The organism is Hoyosella sp. YIM 151337 (assembly GCF_026041215.1).
Taxonomy (GTDB): domain Bacteria; phylum Actinomycetota; class Actinomycetes; order Mycobacteriales; family Mycobacteriaceae; genus Hoyosella.
In genome coordinates this window covers 90,918-107,704 of the sequence record NZ_JAPEIQ010000011.1, presented here as the reverse complement: position 1 = coordinate 107,704, position 16,787 = coordinate 90,918, and the positions used below count along the sequence as shown (strand labels likewise).

General features: G+C 61.5%; 14 protein-coding genes and 1 tRNA gene. 7 read left to right on the top strand and 8 right to left on the bottom strand.

The window, feature by feature from the left end; translation table 11 throughout:
• Window positions 1–23 precede the first annotated feature (23 nt).
• Window positions 24–1,025: an ArsA-related P-loop ATPase gene (locus ONR57_RS05240; RefSeq protein ID WP_265121949.1), complete on the top strand. Its 1,002-nt coding sequence runs from the start codon at window positions 24–26 to the stop codon at window positions 1,023–1,025.
• On the top strand, window positions 1,022–2,170 hold the full coding sequence (locus ONR57_RS05235; RefSeq protein WP_265121948.1) for an ArsA family ATPase: 1,149 nt from the start codon (window positions 1,022–1,024) through the stop codon (window positions 2,168–2,170). Before ONR57_RS05240 ends, ONR57_RS05235 begins: the two co-directional genes overlap by 4 nt.
• A gap of 82 nt (window positions 2,171–2,252) precedes the next feature.
• Here ONR57_RS05235 and ONR57_RS05230 read toward each other — a convergent pair whose 3' ends face one another.
• Entirely contained in the window at window positions 2,253–2,561 is a 309-nt protein-coding gene (locus ONR57_RS05230; RefSeq protein WP_265122155.1) for a WhiB family transcriptional regulator, read from the bottom strand.
• Between the two features lie 696 nt (window positions 2,562–3,257).
• Here ONR57_RS05230 and ONR57_RS05225 point away from each other — a divergent pair.
• The 3 genes from ONR57_RS05225 to ONR57_RS05215 all read left to right on the top strand — a co-directional run bounded on the left by ONR57_RS05225 (window position 3,258) and on the right by ONR57_RS05215 (window position 6,821).
• A complete protein-coding gene (locus tag ONR57_RS05225; protein WP_279347512.1) occupies window positions 3,258–5,675 on the top strand; it encodes a penicillin-binding protein in 2,418 nt (805 codons plus the stop codon).
• A 59-nt stretch (window positions 5,676–5,734) separates the two neighbouring features.
• Window positions 5,735–6,709: a metallophosphoesterase gene (locus tag ONR57_RS05220; protein WP_265121947.1), complete on the top strand. Its 975-nt coding sequence runs from the start codon at window positions 5,735–5,737 to the stop codon at window positions 6,707–6,709.
• A gap of 38 nt (window positions 6,710–6,747) precedes the next feature.
• Window positions 6,748–6,821, top strand: a tRNA-Pro gene (locus ONR57_RS05215).
• 88 nt (window positions 6,822–6,909) lie between these two features.
• Here ONR57_RS05215 and ONR57_RS05210 read toward each other — a convergent pair.
• A complete protein-coding gene (locus ONR57_RS05210; RefSeq protein ID WP_265121946.1) occupies window positions 6,910–7,350 on the bottom strand; it encodes a hypothetical protein in 441 nt (146 codons plus the stop codon).
• A 336-nt stretch (window positions 7,351–7,686) separates the two neighbouring features.
• Here ONR57_RS05210 and ONR57_RS05205 point away from each other — a divergent pair, with 336 nt between their 5' ends.
• A complete protein-coding gene (locus ONR57_RS05205) occupies window positions 7,687–9,063 on the top strand; it encodes a TrkH family potassium uptake protein (RefSeq protein ID WP_265121945.1) in 1,377 nt (458 codons plus the stop codon).
• A complete protein-coding gene (locus ONR57_RS05200; protein ID WP_265121944.1) occupies window positions 9,053–9,727 on the top strand; it encodes a TrkA family potassium uptake protein in 675 nt (224 codons plus the stop codon). Before ONR57_RS05205 ends, ONR57_RS05200 begins: the two co-directional genes overlap by 11 nt.
• A 61-nt stretch (window positions 9,728–9,788) precedes the next feature.
• Here ONR57_RS05200 and ONR57_RS05195 read toward each other — a convergent pair whose 3' ends face one another.
• The 6 genes from ONR57_RS05195 to ONR57_RS05170 all read right to left on the bottom strand — a co-directional run bounded on the left by ONR57_RS05195 (window position 9,789) and on the right by ONR57_RS05170 (window position 16,631).
• Window positions 9,789–10,262: a Dps family protein gene (locus tag ONR57_RS05195; protein ID WP_265121943.1), complete on the bottom strand. Its 474-nt coding sequence runs from the start codon at window positions 10,260–10,262 to the stop codon at window positions 9,789–9,791.
• Window positions 10,263–10,388: 126 nt separating this feature from the next.
• Window positions 10,389–11,867, bottom strand: coding sequence for a catalase (locus ONR57_RS05190; protein WP_265121942.1), 1,479 nt, complete (start codon window positions 11,865–11,867; stop codon window positions 10,389–10,391).
• Window positions 11,868–12,201: 334 nt separating this feature from the next.
• Entirely contained in the window at window positions 12,202–12,729 is a 528-nt protein-coding gene (locus ONR57_RS05185) for a hypothetical protein (protein ID WP_265121941.1), read from the bottom strand.
• A gap of 117 nt (window positions 12,730–12,846) precedes the next feature.
• Complete coding sequence (locus ONR57_RS05180; protein WP_265121940.1) at window positions 12,847–13,890, bottom strand: aspartate-semialdehyde dehydrogenase; 1,044 nt, start codon at window positions 13,888–13,890, stop codon at window positions 12,847–12,849.
• A 2-nt stretch (window positions 13,891–13,892) separates the two neighbouring features.
• Complete coding sequence (locus ONR57_RS05175; protein ID WP_265122153.1) at window positions 13,893–15,158, bottom strand: aspartate kinase; 1,266 nt, start codon at window positions 15,156–15,158, stop codon at window positions 13,893–13,895.
• Window positions 15,159–15,347: 189 nt separating this feature from the next.
• Window positions 15,348–16,631, bottom strand: coding sequence for a trans-acting enoyl reductase family protein (locus ONR57_RS05170; RefSeq protein WP_265121939.1), 1,284 nt, complete (start codon window positions 16,629–16,631; stop codon window positions 15,348–15,350).
• Between the last annotated feature and the right edge of the window lie 156 nt (window positions 16,632–16,787).

Genomic DNA, 16,787 nt, shown 5'->3' with positions numbered 1-16,787 from the left:
CACATCCCTATAAGCTCTGAAGCGTGCCTACCCCAGACTTGTGGTCTCACAAAGCGGCGAATGCCCGGCTGCACTTCGTCACGGGCAAGGGCGGTACCGGCAAGTCAACGGTGGCAGCTGCGATCGCCCTCGCGCTTGCCGCAGGCGGACGCCGAGTATTGCTCGCCGAAGTCGAAGGCCGACAGGGCATCGCCCAACTCTTCGACATACCGCCGCTGCCGTACGCAGAGACCAAGGTTGCATCCGCCGAGGGGGGCGGTGAGGTGAAGGCGCTCGCTATTGACATCGAAGCGGCGTTTCTTGAGTACCTCGACATGTTCTACAACCTCGGCCTGGCCGGACGTGCGATGCGCAAAGTGGGCGCCGTCGAGTTCGCCACAACGCTCGCGCCCGGGCTCCGCGACGTGATCCTCACCGGGAAAATCAAAGAAACGGTGATCCGCCGCGAGAAGAACGGTCGGCCCGTCTATGACGCCGTGGTAGTCGACGCACCGCCGACCGGCCGCATCGGGACCTTTCTCGACGTCACCAAAGCGATGGCTGATCTCGCGAAGTCGGGGCCAATTCGCAGTCAGTCGGAGGGCGTGGTGCGGCTGTTGCACTCGGACGAAACGATGGTGCACGTAGTCACGCTGCTCGAATCGCTGCCTGTGCAAGAAACAATCGATGCAATCGAGGAACTCACCGCGAAGGATCTTCGCATCGGGTCGATCATCGTCAACCGCAACAACAGCATGCACTTGCCAGACGATCTTCAGGACGCAGCAGCCCGGGGCGAACTCGATCGTGACGCCGCGGCGGCCGGCCTCAAACGTGCTGGACTGAGGTTCAGTGACGCCGACCTTGACGGTCTGCTGACGCAAGCCACGGAACACGCGATCCGGACGCGTGCCCAGAGGGAAAGCGCGCGCCAGCTCGAAGAAATCGACATACCACAGCTGTCGTTGCCGACGCTCACCGAAGGTGTCGACCTCGGCGGGCTGTACGAACTGGCCGAAGCCCTAGCTGATCAAGGTGTGAAATGACGACGACCACCGCCGAAGCCACCCCCCTGCACAACGCGCCGCCGCTCAACATGGACGGGATACTCTCCGACCCCGGAACCAAGGTGATTGTGTGCTGCGGAGCCGGTGGTGTCGGCAAGACGACAACCGCAGCCGCGCTCGCCCTTCGCGCTGCCGATATGGGACGGACCGTGGTGGTGCTTACCATCGATCCGGCCCGGCGGCTCGCACAAGCACTTGGTGTGGGTGAACTCGACAACACCCCAAAGGAAGTGCCGCTCGAAGACAGCGCGGGCAAGCTATACGCGATGATGCTCGATATGCGCCGGACGTTCGACGAGATGGTGCAGGAGCACACCACGCCGGAACGCGCCCAGGCGATTCTTTCAAGCCCGTTCTATCAGACCATCGCATCTTCATTCTCTGGAACCCAGGAGTACATGGCGATGGAGAAACTCGGCCAACTCGTGCACAAACGGGATTGGGATCTCATCATTGTCGATACACCGCCATCGCGTAACGCCCTGGATTTCCTGGATGCACCACAACGGCTTGGCACATTCCTCGACGGACGCATGATGCGTTTGTTCATGGCGCCTGGACGCGGCATCGGCCGAATGGTGACAGGTGCGATCAGTATGGCGATGAAGGGTGTGTCCACGATTGTGGGCTCCGAGATGCTGTCGGATGCATCGCAGTTCGTACGCTCGCTAGACACGATGTTCGGCGGGTTCCGGGAACGCGCTAACCGCACCTACGAGCTGCTGCGCACGCCGGGGACACAATTCCTTGTCGTCTCCGCTGCTGAGCCCGATCCCTTGCGTGAGGCATCGTTTTTCGTCGACCGGCTGAGCAACGAGAACATGCCGCTTGCTGGTCTGATCCTCAACCGTACGCACCCAGCGCTGGCAAGTATCAGCAGCGATCGCGCCCAGGCCGCGGCGGAAGAGCTCTCGGAAAGTGGCGGCGATGATTCACTCACCGAAGCGCTGCTGCGGATTCACGCCGAACAGGCGCGGATCGCCAAGCGCGAACAGCACCTCGTGTCCCGCTTCACGCATGCGCATCCGCGGGTGGCGATCACAAGTGTTCGCTCGCTGCCGTTCGAGGTATCGGACCTCGACACGCTTCGTGACGTCAGTGCACAAATGAAAAGGCCTGGCTGACTCTTAGCGGTAATGTGAGTCCCAGCGGACCGAGCTTCCCCACCCTGCCAGCTGGGCACTACTCACATCGTCAATCGTGGTGTCAGACAGCCGATTGCTGCGCTCGCTGCGCGGCGAAAAAATCGGCCCACGATTCCACCTCTGGATGCTGCTTCAACAGCGCGCGACGCTGACGTTCCGTCATGCCGCCCCATACGCCGAATTCGACTCGGTTATCGAGCGCGTCGGCGCCGCACTCGAGAACGACAGGACAGTGACGGCATATCGTTGCGGCTTTCCGCTGCGCGGCACCGCGTACGAACAACATATCCGGATCAATTCCCCGGCAACGTGCCTGCGACACCCACGCGATGCGTGCCTCTGCCTGGTCGGTGGACATCATCGCGCTCATTGAGAGACCGCTGCTGCGGCGTGTCGCGGGACGCGCGTCGAGAGATCCGGAGGCTGCAAGTCCCGATTGATTCATCACCTTCGCTGACTCCCTATTTTCAGGCCCCCTGCGGCTTCCTGTTGTATGCACTTCCGCTATACGGCTGCACCGTGTTCGCGGTCGAGCATCCCCCGCAAGCGCTTCCGAGCCGGTTCGCCCAGAAAACGCCTGCCGCGTCAACTACCCAAGTGCGATGGGTCACTCACACTTAGTTGATGACTGTTAGGTGAATCACACTGGCCACAAACATAGGTACTAACTGCGCTAATTGCAACCTCGGGTTTACAGATCGGGCGTAGGCGTAAGGCCCACGGAGGCCCGCGGAGGTCTGCGCAGCGTGCACTCGACGCACCACAACACGCGAAGGGGCTCCCTTCGCGTGCCACGGCGCATCGGCCAGCAACTGTAAGTGCACACGACAAGACGCTAGATGCGAATATGCACAACTGCGACTCCAGCCGGAAACAGTTGTGCAACAACCGCGGTCACGGACTCATAACGACACATGACGAAACGGGGCCAAACGTAAACAGGCAGGGCTGCGCGCGCCACAAGCGTGGCCCCGCAACCGGCATAAGGTGCGCGAATTGCGGCATTGCAGAAGTGCTCTTCTTGCCCTCGGTAAGTACTCTAGACCACGTGTCGATTGGTAAGACGTTGGCGAAGCTCGGCGGTTGCAGCCTATTGGGGGGTGTGCTTCTCGCGGGAATCATGTTCCCTGTCGCTGGTGGGTTCGGGCTTGCGTCCAACAAGGCCGCCCAGACGGTCGAGAACACCTCAGCCCAACTGATCGAGGGCGAGGTCCCCGCGGTCACCACCATGGTGGATGTCAACGGTGACCCGATTGCGTGGGTCTACGACCAGCGGCGGTTCGAAGTTCCCAGCGACCGGATCTCTAACGAGATGAAGCTGGCGATCGTCTCAGTCGAAGACCGCCGGTACGCGGATCACGACGGCGTTGACTGGCAGGGCACTGCGCGTGCATTCCTGACGAACACGACGAGTGGACAAATCGAGCAAGGTGCCTCGACGATCGTCCAGCAGTACGTGAAGAACTACCAACTCCTTGTGCTCGCACAGAATGACGCCGAACGTCGCGCCGCTATTGAGACCACCCCAGCCCGCAAGATCCGGGAAATCCGGATGGCGCTGGAACTCGATAGCCGGCTCAGTAAAGAGGAAATCCTCACCCGCTACCTCAATCTCGTCCCGTTCGGCAACGGGGCCTACGGTGTGCAAGAAGCCGCGCAGACGTATTTCGGCATCGACGCCGCCGACCTCAATGTGACCCAGTCCGCGATGCTCGCGGGGATAGTGCAAAGCAGTTCTGCACTGAACCCTTACACCAACCCAGAGCGGGTGCTCGCCCGGCGCAACGTCGTCCTCGACACGATGATCGAGAACATTCCTGAGCGCGCCGCGGAGTTAAGCGCGGCGAAGGAAGAGCCGCTGGGCGTTCTGCCCCAGCCGAAGGTCCTCCCGCAAGGTTGCATTGCTGCGGATGACCGCGGTTTTTTCTGCGACTACGTCATGCAGTATCTGGCAAGCATCGGCATGCCGCGCGACCAAGTGAGCCGGGGCGGCTACCTGATCCAGACCACGCTCGACCCGGAGATCCAGGATTCCGCAGTCCGTGCCGTCACCAATAACACCAGCCCCCAGGCAAGCGGCGTTGCGAACGTCCTCAACCTCATCCAGCCGGGACAAGAGTCACACCGCGTACTCGCGATGGCGAGCAGCCGCATCTACGGGCTCGATATTTCCAGCAACGAGACAGTGAGTCCGCAGCCATTCTCGATGGTTGGACACGGGGCAGGCTCGATCTTCAAGATTTTCCCGACTGCCGCTGCCCTCGAACAAGGCATGGGCATCGATACATGGGTGAACGTTCCGGCCCGGTACAACGCCTACGGTATGGGGCATGGTGGCGCCCCGGGATGCCCACCAGCCACCTACTGTGTCGAGAACTACTCGGGCTACAAGCCGTCGATGAGCCTCACTGAGGCACTCGCGACTTCCCCGAACACCACGTTCGTCGCCATGATCGAACAAGCGGGCGTTGAGGCCACTGTCGACATGGCGGTACGGCTCGGCCTACGGTCCTACACTCGCCCGGGCACCTCCGGATACGACGAGCAAAGCCTCGCGGACATGGTTGTCGACGGCAATCAGGGATCATTCACGCTCGGGCCGCTGGCTGTGAATCCGCTTGAACTCTCCAACGTCGCGGCGACCCTCGCGTCCGACGGCATGTGGTGCCCGCCGACCCCCGTCGATTCGGTTATCGACCGGTACGGAAACGCGGTTGAACTTGCACACGAGCCATGCGAGCAGGTGGTTGAACCTGGCTTGGCGACCGCATTGTCACAGGCCCTCGGGCAGGACCATACCGGGATCGGTACGGCCGCACGCGCCGCCAGCGTCAGTGGGTGGACCGCTCCCGTTTCCGCTAAGACGGGAACCACCAACTCGAACTACTCCGCTGGATTCCTCGGTTACACCAACACAATTGCAGGCGTCTCCTACATCTACGGAGACTCCCCCACACCGAGCCCAATCTGCTCGTTCCCCGTGCGGCAGTGCTACGGCGGGAACCTCTTTGGCGGCAATGAACCAGCACAGACCTGGTTCCAGGCCGTGGGGCCGGTCGTGAGCAAGCTGGGGCCGTTGCAGGCGCCGCAGGCGACCGATCGGCGATATGTAGCTGGCGATGCCCGTAATCAGGTTCCCAACGTGGCTGGTCTGACGCAATCAACCGCAATCCGCCGACTCGAAGCTGCGGGCTACAACTACAACACGGTCTGGAGCTCGAGCGCCGAATCCCGCGGCGTCGTGACGTCCTATTCACCGAGTGGATTTGCCGCTCGCGGGTCGACTGTCACCCTGTATGTGTCCGACGGCAGCCAGCGCGTGGTACGGCCATCACCGCCGCGTGAGGAGCAAGGCGGTGGGCAGCAACAAACGCAGTCGCCCGCGACTCCAGCGCGGTCAGAAGATCGCCCTGACCTGCCGGACTCCGTGGAAGTACCCGGCCTGCCCGAGCCGATGCCAGTTCCAGAACTCAACCGTAACTAGGCGCCAGTCCCTAAGATACGGCAGGCCGGGCCATACCCGGCCTGCCGTATCCTGAATTGATGGCTCGAATAACCCGGCAGCTCGCCGCCCGCACCGCAGTCGGCACACTCACCACGGCAGGAGCAGCCGGTGTTCTCGCACTCGGCTATGCAACAGCAATCGAGCGCAACGCGTTCACTCTGCGTAAGGTGACTTTGCCGGTTCTCCCGCCACGGGTGCCCGCCCTGCGTGTTCTGCACATCAGCGATATCCACATGACGCCCGGGCAGAAGCTGAAACAAGCGTGGCTGCAGCAGCTTGACCAGCTTGAACCCGACCTAGTGATAAATACCGGGGACAACCTCTCGCACACGCGCGGCGTGCCCTACGTCGTTCAGGCCCTCGGCGGTCTCCTCAGCCGTCCCGGCGTCTTCGTTTTCGGCAGCAACGACTACTTCGGTCCGCGACGGAAGAATCCGCTTAAATACTTTAAGAAGGATCACAAGCGCGTCTACGGGGACCCGCTGCCCTGGCAAGACCTGCGCGCGGCGTTCACGGAGCGGGGCTGGCTCGACGCTACCCACGCCCGCCGGGAACTCGAGATCGCGAATGTCCGTGTCTCTATCGCGGGGGTGGACGACCCCCACATCGAACGTGATCGTTACGACGCGATCTCCGGAAATGCTGACGCGCGCACCCAACTCCGAATCGGGCTGACGCATTCCCCGGAGCCGCGCGTCCTGGACCGGTTCGCGGAGGACGGATACGACCTCGTGCTCGCCGGCCACACCCACGGCGGCCAGTTGTGCCTTCCAGGCGTAGGGGCGCTCGTCACGAACTGCGGCATCGATCGCTCCCGGGTCAAAGGCGCTTCTCGCTGGGGCTCCCACATGTACCTGCACGTTTCCGCGGGCATCGGTACGTCGCCGTTCGCGCCAGCGCGGTTTTTCTGCCGGCCCGAAGCCACACTTCTCACGCTGGTGTCGCGAACGGATCGCGAAGACTCCGGCGCCAGCTCGGCATCCGTTTCGCAATCTGCGGCCTCGGTGCGCTAAACTCACCTCGCTGCTCGCCTGATGCAGGCAGTGAGACACGGGGTGTGGCGCAGCTTGGTAGCGCGCTTCGTTCGGGTCGAAGAGGTCGTGGGTTCAAATCCCGCCACCCCGACAGTCAAATAACGACGTCAGGGCCGTTTCCGGGAAACCGGGAGCGGCCCTGATTCGTTTCCGGTACGCAGCTGAGACTGTCGTCGTGGCTATTGCGCCTTCATTGCTCTTTCAATCTCGTCGAGTTTGGCGGCTATGGCCGGAACTTGCTGCAGCAGGTTCATCTGACCGCTCAATTGCTCGAGGAGATCCCTCACTGCCGTAAGTGTCGCGTCGACGGTCGCCATGCGCGCGTCGAACTCACCCATCCGGGCGTCGACATTGCCGAGCGTGCCGCCAGCCTCAGTGAGTGTTTCAGAGACTTCGCTCAGGGTGGCGTTGGCTTTCGTCATCGTGCTATCGACGGCCCCCAGCTTCGAGTCGACGCTCGACAGTGTTTCGGAGGTTGTGCTCAGCGTGCCGTCAACGGTCGTCAGCGTTGAGCTCACCTCCGCCAGTGTGCCCTCGACTTTTCCAAGCACTCCATCGACATTAAGCAGCGTGTCATCAGCACGGTTCAGCAGTTCGGCCGGATTCTTAAACAGCGCCATCGGATCCCCCTTGTGTAGACGCGCAGATCGTGTGAATTCGGACACTAGCACCCCTGGTGGTCGTAGTTCGCGCACAACAGAAGCCGCAGCCTGATCGAAGACCCACTCCGGGCCTGCTGCGCCATCCGGGCGAATTCTGTGGCTGCCAAGTTGAACATCAGCCCTCTGTGTGCGCCCAGATCTGGTGCGGCGTAGTGTCACCTCCATGTTCGAACTGCGTGGCGTGGCCTGTGCAGGGCAGGCCGGGAATCGAAGCGGATTCATTGCAGCGTCCGGCGAGCGGCGGCAGTGACTGCGCCTGAGCCGTCAGAGCTCCGTACTCGCATCCGGGTCCGCATGGCCCGGTTCGCCGGCGCATTTGTCAAGTACCCCGCGCGCGTCATCGTGGCCGGGTATTTGGCCGTTATTCTGCTCGGCACCGCGCTTCTATCGCTTCCGGCAGCAACCGCTGGCCAGGAACGCGCCACAGTGGTGGAAGCGCTCTTCACGGCTACCTCGGCCGCCTGCATCACTGGCCTCGTCGTTGTCGACACAGGTACGTTCTGGGCACCGTTCGGCCACTGGGTGATAGTCGGCCTGTTTCAGATCGGCGGGCTCGGGATCATGACCGTGGCCTCGCTGCTCGGCCTGTTGGTCGCACGCCGGATGGGCATGCGGATGCAACTCATCGCGCATACCGAGCAAAAGAACTTGCGACTCGGCGAAATCGGCCGGGTCGTCACAGGTGTGGTCAAGATGAGCCTGCTGATTGAAGCTATCACCGCCGTCTTCTTGGTGACGCGTTACTACGTCGCTTACGCAGACTCATTCGGGGAGGCCGCCTACTGGGGCGTCTTCCATGCAATATCTGCGTTCAACAGCGCAGGTTTCGCGCTGCAATCAGACAGCATGATGTCGTACGTCGGCGACCCGCTGATTCTCATTCCCGTCATCGTCGCGTTCACGCTCGGCGCGATCGGGTTTCCCGTCATTTTCGAGGTGACACGCCATGTGCGCCAGCAGGTGCGGGAAGCACGCGGCGAGGAAAAGTCAGCGCGGCACTGGACGGTGCACACGAAAATCACGATTCTCGCACACGGTGTGCTGGGCGTCGTCGGCATGACGTCCGTCATTATGTTTGAGTGGGCGAACCCCAGCACCATGGGCCCACTGAGCACGATGGAGAAACTTCTCGCCGGTGCCTTCCAGGGGCTCGCACCTCGCTCAATTGGCTTCAACACCATCGAGACGGGTGATATGAACGCGGCCACCGTCTTGATCACGGATGTGCTTATGTTCATCGGCGGCGGCAGTGCGAGCACTGCCGGCGGTATCAAAGTGACGACGTTCGCGCTGCTGGGGTTTGTCATACTCGCCGAATTGCGCGGTCAGCCCACGGTGCACGTGATGGGCCGCAAGCTTGCTGATACGGTGCAGCGCCAGGCACTGACTGTCGCGCTGCTTTCGATCGCGGCTGTGATGGGCGGCACGATCATCATCTCGTCGATGGCGAACCATGAACTCGATCGCGTCTTGTTCGAGGTTATCTCAGCGTTTTGCACCGTCGGTTTGTCGATGGGCATCACCGACGAGCTGCCCCCGCTGGCTCAGTTAGTTTTGGTGGTATTGATGTTCGCGGGCCGCATCGGGCCGATCATTTTGGCTTCGGCGCTCGCGTTGCAGGAACGGCCGCGCCGTTACGAACTCCCGGAGGAGCGTCCAATTGTCGGGTAAGAACGATCGCCAGCAGAGCACGCGGGTTGTCGTGCTTGGTTTAGGGCGCTTTGGGCGCTCACTGGCTCGTGAGCTGGTTACCAGCGGCACACAAGTGCTGGGCATTGACAACGACCCACGGATCATTCAGCGGCTCGCTGAGGACCTTACTCAAACGGCAGTCGCTGACACCACCGACCGGGACTCGCTAATGCAACTTGGGGTGCACAAGTTTCCGCACGCTGTAGTCGCAGTGGGAACTGATTTGGAGTCGTCCATCCTCACCACGTCGCTGCTGGCCGATTTTCAGGTGCCGCAAATCTGGGCGAAGGCGACCAGCCGCCAGCACAGCCGGATTTTGGAGCGGGTGGGCGCGCACCACGTCGTCATTCCTGAGCACGACATGGGTGAACGCGTGGCGCACCTCGTAACGGGGCGCATGCTCGATTACATCGAGTTCGGTGACGACTACGCGATGGTGAAGACCCTCGCACCGGCCGACGCGATTGGCATGCCGCTGAAGGAAAGCGAGCTTCGGCGCAAATACGAGATCACGGTTGTCGCGGTTAAGCGGCCCGGCCAGAACTTCACCTATGCGACGCAAGACACTGTCCTGATGCGCGGCGATATCCTCGTTGTCGCTGGGAAGATCCGGCAGGTTGAGGCGTTCGCAAACGTCACGTGAGCCGACCATAAAAGCACTAGGCCCCACACTCGGAAGTGCGGGGCCGACGGCTGTTTTCAGATCACGCGACCTGTGCCTGCCACATCCAGTGCAGCTGCTCGAGACGAGCGGTGATGGCGATGATCAGGTCTTGCGATACGGGGTCTGCTTCTTCAGTCGCCTGCACCCGTTCGCGCAGCCGCTCGATCACGGCCGTGAGGTTCTCCACGATGATGTTGACGATGTCCTCATCACTTGTCCAGCCCTCGCCGATGCCTTTGGCGCTGGACTGTCCCGCCACGGTCGACGCACGACCGTCCGGCGGCACGCCAATCGATGTCGCGCGCTCCGCAGCTTCGTCGGTAAATTCCCGTGCAGCTGTGACGAGTTCGTCGAGCGCGAGGTGTACCGAACGGAAGTTCCGGCCGATCACGTTCCAGTGTGCCTGCTTCGCGATGAGCGTCAGGTCGATCAGATCGACGACCGTCCCCTGTAGCGCGTCACCAGTGATGCGCTTCTGCTCGTCAGTGAGAGTGCTTGTAATCGGGGCTGACACTTTGCGTTGCCTCCTGATTCTTGGTTGACCTGCAGACGCGTTCTGCGGGCCATTTGTTTTCGACGTTCACCTGGGGTTACCCACAACAACGCCGGGGTAACCGTGACGGCTGCGTCCAGGACGACACTACTTGCCGTTCCGTGTCGCGCGGACGCCTTCTTCGATTTGTTTACCGACCTCCGGATCAATCTTCTTCCAGTATTCGAACGCACGCTCGAGCACTGGTGCGCTGACGCCGTCGAGGAGGTGTCCGACGACGTTGCCCACCAGCCGTTCGCGCGCCGCATCATCCATAACCTCGCGGACGAGTGTGTGCGCCTGCACGAAATCATCGTCCTCGGGATGCTCGATATAGGCGGACCGGACCATCTCGCCCGATGATTCCCAGCCGCTGTAGGGCCCAGCACGGCGCAGGTCAGCTTCAGGACCGCCGGTTGAGTTCGGCGCGTACACGGGGGCATCGGGCGCGTTGTAATGCACGCGCATGTTGCCGTCCTTGGCGTACGTGTGGACGGGTGACTTCGGCTGATTCACGGGCAGTTGCTGATAGTTCACGCCGATGCGGTAACGATGCGTGTCGGCATAGGAAAACACTCGGCCCAGCAGCATTTTGTCGGGCGAGAAGCCGATGCCCGGCACAACGTTAGATGGCTCGAACGCGGCTTGTTCGATCTGCGCGAAGAAGTTCTCCGGGTTCCGGTTGAGGGTCATCACGCCGATCTTCTTGCGTGGGTAATCCTTCTGCGACCAGACCTTTGTCAGATCGAAGGGGTTAAATCGGTACTTCTCGGCGTCCTCGAAGGGCATGATCTGAACTTCGAGACTCCACTTGGGAAAATCGCCGTTCTTTATCGCCAAAAACAGATCCTTACGGTGGAAGTCGGGGTCTGCGCCCGCGACTTTGTCCGCTTCGTCCTGCGTGAAGAAATCGATGCCCTGCAAGGTCTTGAAGTGGTACTTCACCCAATAGCGCGTGCCCTCGGAGTTGATCCACATGTAGGTGTGGGACCCGAATCCGTCCATGTTCCGATAAGTTTTCGGGATACCGCGATCACCCATGAGCCAGGTCACCTGGTGGGCGGACTCAGGTGACAGCGTCCAGAAATCCCACTGCATGTTGTGGTCTCGCAGGCCGGAATCAGGCATACGCTTCTGCGAGCGGATGAAGTCCTGAAACTTCATTGGGTCGCGGACGAAAAAGACTGGTGTGTTGTTTCCCACCAGGTCGTAATTGCCCTGGTCGGTGTAAAATTTGATCGCGAAACCCCGCGGATCACGCCAGGTATCTGGGCTGCCCTGCTCCCCCGCAACTGTGGAGAACCGGATCAGCATTTCAGTTTTCTTGCCTGGCTGCAGAAAATCCGCACAGGTATACGCACTGACGTCCTCAGTGATTTCGAGTTCGCCGAATGCTCCCGATCCCTTTGCGTGCACGACGCGCTCCGGCACACGTTCGCGGTTGAAGTGCGCCATCTTCTCGATCAGGTAGTGGTCATGCAAAACAATGGGGCCCTGCTGGCCCAGCGTCAGCGAAGTGTCGTCACTCGCGACCGGGATGCCGCTATTCGTAGTCGTGGGAGGAACTGGTTTACTGGTTTCTGTCATCTGTCGAGCCTCCTTCGAGGGCCGTCAAGCACCGTGAGCGCTGGGTAAGCGCCTACGCACGGAGACCATGCCTCACGTGAGCCCGAGCCAGGGCACGGGCACCTTCCGAATGCTCGTGAGCACAAACCCCAGTATGCCCATTATCTGGAATCAGTCAAGAAACTAGCACTGAGTCACATCCGCAACTTCCCTTTCAAAGACCCCTATATCCGGTTTGACACCCCTGCCACATTTGTACGATTTGATCAACAAATTGCACATCCTGTACGCGCCCTCCGAACAGAGGTAGTGGGCACTCGGGACGCCTGTGACTGCCGTGATTACTCGCGGCCGCTTAGCCGCGCTCAAACTCCCAGTACTCGTGTGCGAGATAAAGCCAGTCAGTCGACGGGCGCAAGAACGTCAGCACCGTGCCTGCAACCATGAGAACAACCTGCAGGATTGGCAGTGCATCAAGGAAGGTGGCCCCGTCGAATACCTGCCCCATCGCGTAGGCCAGCCCAGTGATCGGAACAGTGATGAGGCCGATGACGATGATGGCGTATCGCGCGGCCCGGGAACCGAGGCGCCGCATCATCGCAACACACACCAATAGCGCAATCATCAGCACAACCGCCGCCATAATGACGCCCCACGGCGCCAGCCGCGATGTTTCCGCAACCATGTCCGCACCCTGACCAGCAAGCCCAGGATCGGTTGCAAACTGCTGAGCGAGCCGCGCTTGCACCTCACTCATATTCACCAGGATCTGCACCACTGCCGGAAGAACAAGCAGTGCGGCGATTCGCCATGACCACCAGCCCAGAAGCAGCTGATTGGGCGGGGCGGGCGGAGGCGGAATTTCTTCACTCTTGCGTTGCACGGCCTTAGCCTAGGCGGTCCGCCCAAATCGGGCAGCGAGGCACCCCAAACACGCCGGTCGGTCGCAATACAAACCGCCCCGGAGCGCACGCTGCCCGGGGCGGTTTCACAGGTTTCCTTAACGTTGACTGACGAGCAATTCCGCGATCTGAATCGCATTCAGTGCGGCACCCTTGCGCAGGTTGTCATTGGAAATGAACAGCGCCAGCCCGCGCCCGTCGGGCACACCCGGATCCTGCCGGATGCGGCCAACCAGCGACGGGTTGCGGCCCGCAGCGGCAAGCGGAGTCGGCACGTCCGCAAGCTCGACGCCCGGCGCCTCGGCGAGAATCTTTTGCGCGCGCTCGACACTCAACGGCTGCGCGAACTCCGCGTTGATGGACAGCGAGTGCCCCGTCACGACAGGAACCCGGACACACGTGCCTGAAACGGCGAGTTCCGGCAAGGCGAGGATCTTACGGCTCTCATTGCGGAGCTTCTGGTCCTCGTCGGTCTCACCACTGCCATCGTCGACGAGTGAGCCTGCCAGCGGGAGAGCATTGAACGCGATCGGCGCGACGTAGGTTTCCGGGTCCGGGAAGTCGACCGCGCTGCCGTCGTTCACGAGCTTTTCAGCGTCGTCGATCACGGCGCGCAACTGACTGAGCAGTTCGTGGACCCCAGCCAGGCCGCTGCCGGAAACGGCTTGATACGTCGACACAATGAGCCGCTCAAGGCCAGCCTCATCGTGCAGCGCCTTGAGCACCGGCATCGCGGCCATCGTGGTGCAGTTTGGATTGGCGATGATGCCCTTCGGCGTGTTGTGAATCTGCTCCGGATTCACTTCGCTGACGACGAGCGGAACCTCGGGGTCCTTGCGCCAGGCCGAAGAGTTGTCCACGACGACAGCGCCCGCCGCAGCGAACCGCGGCGCCTGCTCGCGCGAGAGGGCGCCACCCGCGGAGAAGAGCGCAATATCAATGCCCTTCAGATCCTCGTCAGATGTGGCAGCGACGTCCTCCACCACGATCTCTGCGCCGCGGAACGGCAAGGCGGACCCTGCCGACCGTGCCGACGCGAAGAAGCGCACATGGTCCGCAGGAAACTCCCGCTCTTCGAGGAGCGCCCGCATCACGCGACCAACCTGGCCAGTCGCGCCCACTACAGCAACTGTGACGGTCATGATCAGATCCCCGATCCGGCGTAAACGACCGCTTCCTGATCGCCACCGAGATCAAATGCCTCATGGATGGCGGCGACGGCCTTGTCAAGTTCCGTGTCACGGCAAAGGATGGAGATACGGATTTCCGAGGTCGAGATCAGTTCGATGTTGACACCCGCATTCGCGAGCGCCTCACAGAACGTGGCTGTTACTCCTGGGTGCGACCGCATGCCAGCGCCGATGAGCGAGAGCTTGCCGATGTGATCGTCATAGAGAACCTGACTGAAACCGATCTTTTCCTGCAGCTTCGTGAGGTTTTCAACTGCTTTGGGCCCATCGGCGCGAGGCAGGGTGAAGGTGATGTCGGTTTTCCCGGTCTCCACCTTCGAGACGTTCTGCAGCACCATGTCGATGTTGATCTCGGCGTCGGCGACAGCCCGGAAAACCTGCGCGGCGAAACCAGGCGCATCCGGGATGCCAACCACCGTAACCTTGGCCTCGCTGCGATCGTGCGCAACACCGGTCAGAATGGCCTCTTCCACAGGAATGTCCTCCATAGATCCGGAAACAACGGTTCCGGGTTTGTTCGAATACGACGATCGGACGTGGATCGGAGTGTTGTAGCGGCGGGCGTACTCGACACAGCGCAGCATCAGCACCTTCGCGCCGGCCGCGGCCATCTCGAGCATCTCCTCGAACGAGATCTTGTCGAGTTTGCGGGCGTTTGGCACGATCCGCGGATCGGCGCTGTACACCCCGTCGACATCGGTGTAGATCTCGCACACGTCAGCGCCGAGCGCCGCCGCCAGCGCGACCGCAGTCGTGTCCGATCCGCCACGCCCGAGCGTAGTGACGTCTTTGCTGTCCTGGCTGACGCCCTGAAAACCTGCCACCAGGACGATGGATCCCTCGTCGAGCGCTGCCCGGACGCGGCCCGGCGTGACGTCGATAATCTTCGCCTTGCCGTGCGATTGCGTCGTGATAACCCCCGCCTGCGACCCGGTGAACGACCGGGCCTCGGCACCGAGCGCATGAATCGCCATGGCGACGAGGGCATTTGAAATACGCTCACCCGCAGTCAGGAGCATGTCCATCTCACGCGGGTGCGGGGCTGGCGATACGTCATGAGCCAGCTTCAGCAGATCGTCCGTGGTGTCACCCATGGCAGAGACGACAACGACCACGTCATGACCCTGGCGCTTTGTCTCGACGATCCGCTCGGCAACACGCTTTATGCGCTCGGCGGACTCGACCGAGGATCCTCCGTACTTTTGCACGACTAGCGCCACGCTGAAACTCACCCTTTCGGTAAATTGCCTGGATTCCAAGCGAACACTCTACCGAGAATTCCGACGGAATGCGCCTTCGCTCAGTTCGCTTGACTACCCGCGCACGCTCCCAAGTCCCCACATCTGCGCTGGTCAACCTGGGTGAAATGCGCGCGCATAATTAGTCGCAGAAGATTTATCACTTCCGCCTTATGAGACGGTTGATCTTTCCGCCACACGCTCCGTTTCCAGTTTCACCCCGGCCGCACGAAGACGGCGCGGCAGCGCGTCACCCATAGCTGCGGCCGGCGTGATTACACCCGTAAGCGCGGAAAGCTTGTCCCGGTCCAGCGCGAGACACAGGCCTGCCTCTCCTAGCATCACAGCGGTCGCCGCATAACCGGGATCACCCTGCTGCGCGAACGTCGATTTATACCTAGCTCCTGAGGACGTCTGCGCGTAGGTTTCGATCACAAAGAATCCCTTGAGGCGCGCTTCCTCACTCGGGCCCGAACCGGGCGCAGGAAGTATGCGGTCGATGATCTTTTTCGGTGCCCGCTTGAACAGGGTTGGCCCGAACTTCCACATCGCTCCGAGCCCGCCCGATGTTGCCGCGGCGAGAATCGGCGCAGCGACCGAGGACCCAGTGCCCATCACTTCGCGATATTTGAACTGCTTACCGTACGCCCAGCCGAGCAGACCGTTCGTGCGCCGGACAATGCGCGTATTGTACGGAGCCATCAGAAACGTCGCGGTCCAGCCTTTGAGCTCGGGATCGATGTCGCTGGCTTTCCCGAATCCGCTATCTGGCTGCGACCCGAGATCGGGTTCCAGCTCACGGTCCGTGCTGAACGTGTAAGGGTCCTTTACTACTTGCGCGAGCGCGGGATCCTCAGCTTCGCGCTCCATCTGGCGGCGTCCAGAGGCGACGGTGCCACCACTCATGCCGCCGCGCAGCGCTTTGACGTAGAGCGTGGTGTCACCGAGTTCACCCGCGTCATCCGCGAGCGCCTGTTGAAAGATTTGGTACACGTTCAGGTCTGACGGCACCGAATCAAACCCGCATGAATGCACGATTCGGGAGCCAGTCTCTTGGGCCCGCTCATGGAACCGCTCGATGGTGTCGCGCACAAATAACTGCTCACCGGTAAGGTCCGCGTAGTCCGTCCCCGCGTTGACGCACGCTTCGACGAGCGGAAGCCCGTACTTCGCGTACGGCCCGACCGTCGTGACGACGACGCGAGTCCGTGCCGCCATCTCCGCGAGCGAGCCCGGATCTTCAGCATCCGCCTCGATGATCGGCCAGGTGTGGGCGACACCACCAATTTCGTCGAGCACCGCCTGCAGCTTGCGAGCCGATCGGCCGGCCACTGCAATTCGTGCGTAATCGGGCGCGCTCTGAGCTATATGCTGTGCGGTCAATTTGCCGACGAATCCGCTCGCACCATAGAGAACGACGTCGAATTCACGTTCCGAAGGGCCACCAGTTGCCATGATCACACGCTAGCCTGCTGACCGCGCTCACGTCACGGGTACCGCGACAGCACCTGCGAGTTTCGCCCCATTTCACGCGACGGTGCCGATAGCCCCGTGTGACAGACTTGCGCGCCGGGGTACAGTGAGTGCATGCATCGCGGGCTTCTCCTTGGC

Bases quoted from the DNA above. Each gene is read 5' to 3' on its own strand.
- ONR57_RS05235 (WP_265121948.1), top strand. From the start codon at position 1,022: ATGACGACGACCACCGCCGAAGCCACCCCCCTGCACAACGCGCCGCCG.
- ONR57_RS05230 (WP_265122155.1), bottom strand. From the start codon at position 2,561: ATGAGCGCGATGATGTCCACCGACCAGGCAGAGGCACGCATCGCGTGG.
- ONR57_RS05220 (WP_265121947.1), top strand. From the start codon at position 5,735: ATGGCTCGAATAACCCGGCAGCTCGCCGCCCGCACCGCAGTCGGCACA.
- ONR57_RS05210 (WP_265121946.1), bottom strand. From the start codon at position 7,350: ATGGCGCTGTTTAAGAATCCGGCCGAACTGCTGAACCGTGCTGATGAC.
- ONR57_RS05205 (WP_265121945.1), top strand. From the start codon at position 7,687: ATGGCCCGGTTCGCCGGCGCATTTGTCAAGTACCCCGCGCGCGTCATC.
- ONR57_RS05190 (WP_265121942.1), bottom strand. From the start codon at position 11,867: ATGACAGAAACCAGTAAACCAGTTCCTCCCACGACTACGAATAGCGGC.
- ONR57_RS05180 (WP_265121940.1), bottom strand. From the start codon at position 13,890: ATGACCGTCACAGTTGCTGTAGTGGGCGCGACTGGCCAGGTTGGTCGC.
- ONR57_RS05170 (WP_265121939.1), bottom strand. From the start codon at position 16,631: ATGGCAACTGGTGGCCCTTCGGAACGTGAATTCGACGTCGTTCTCTAT.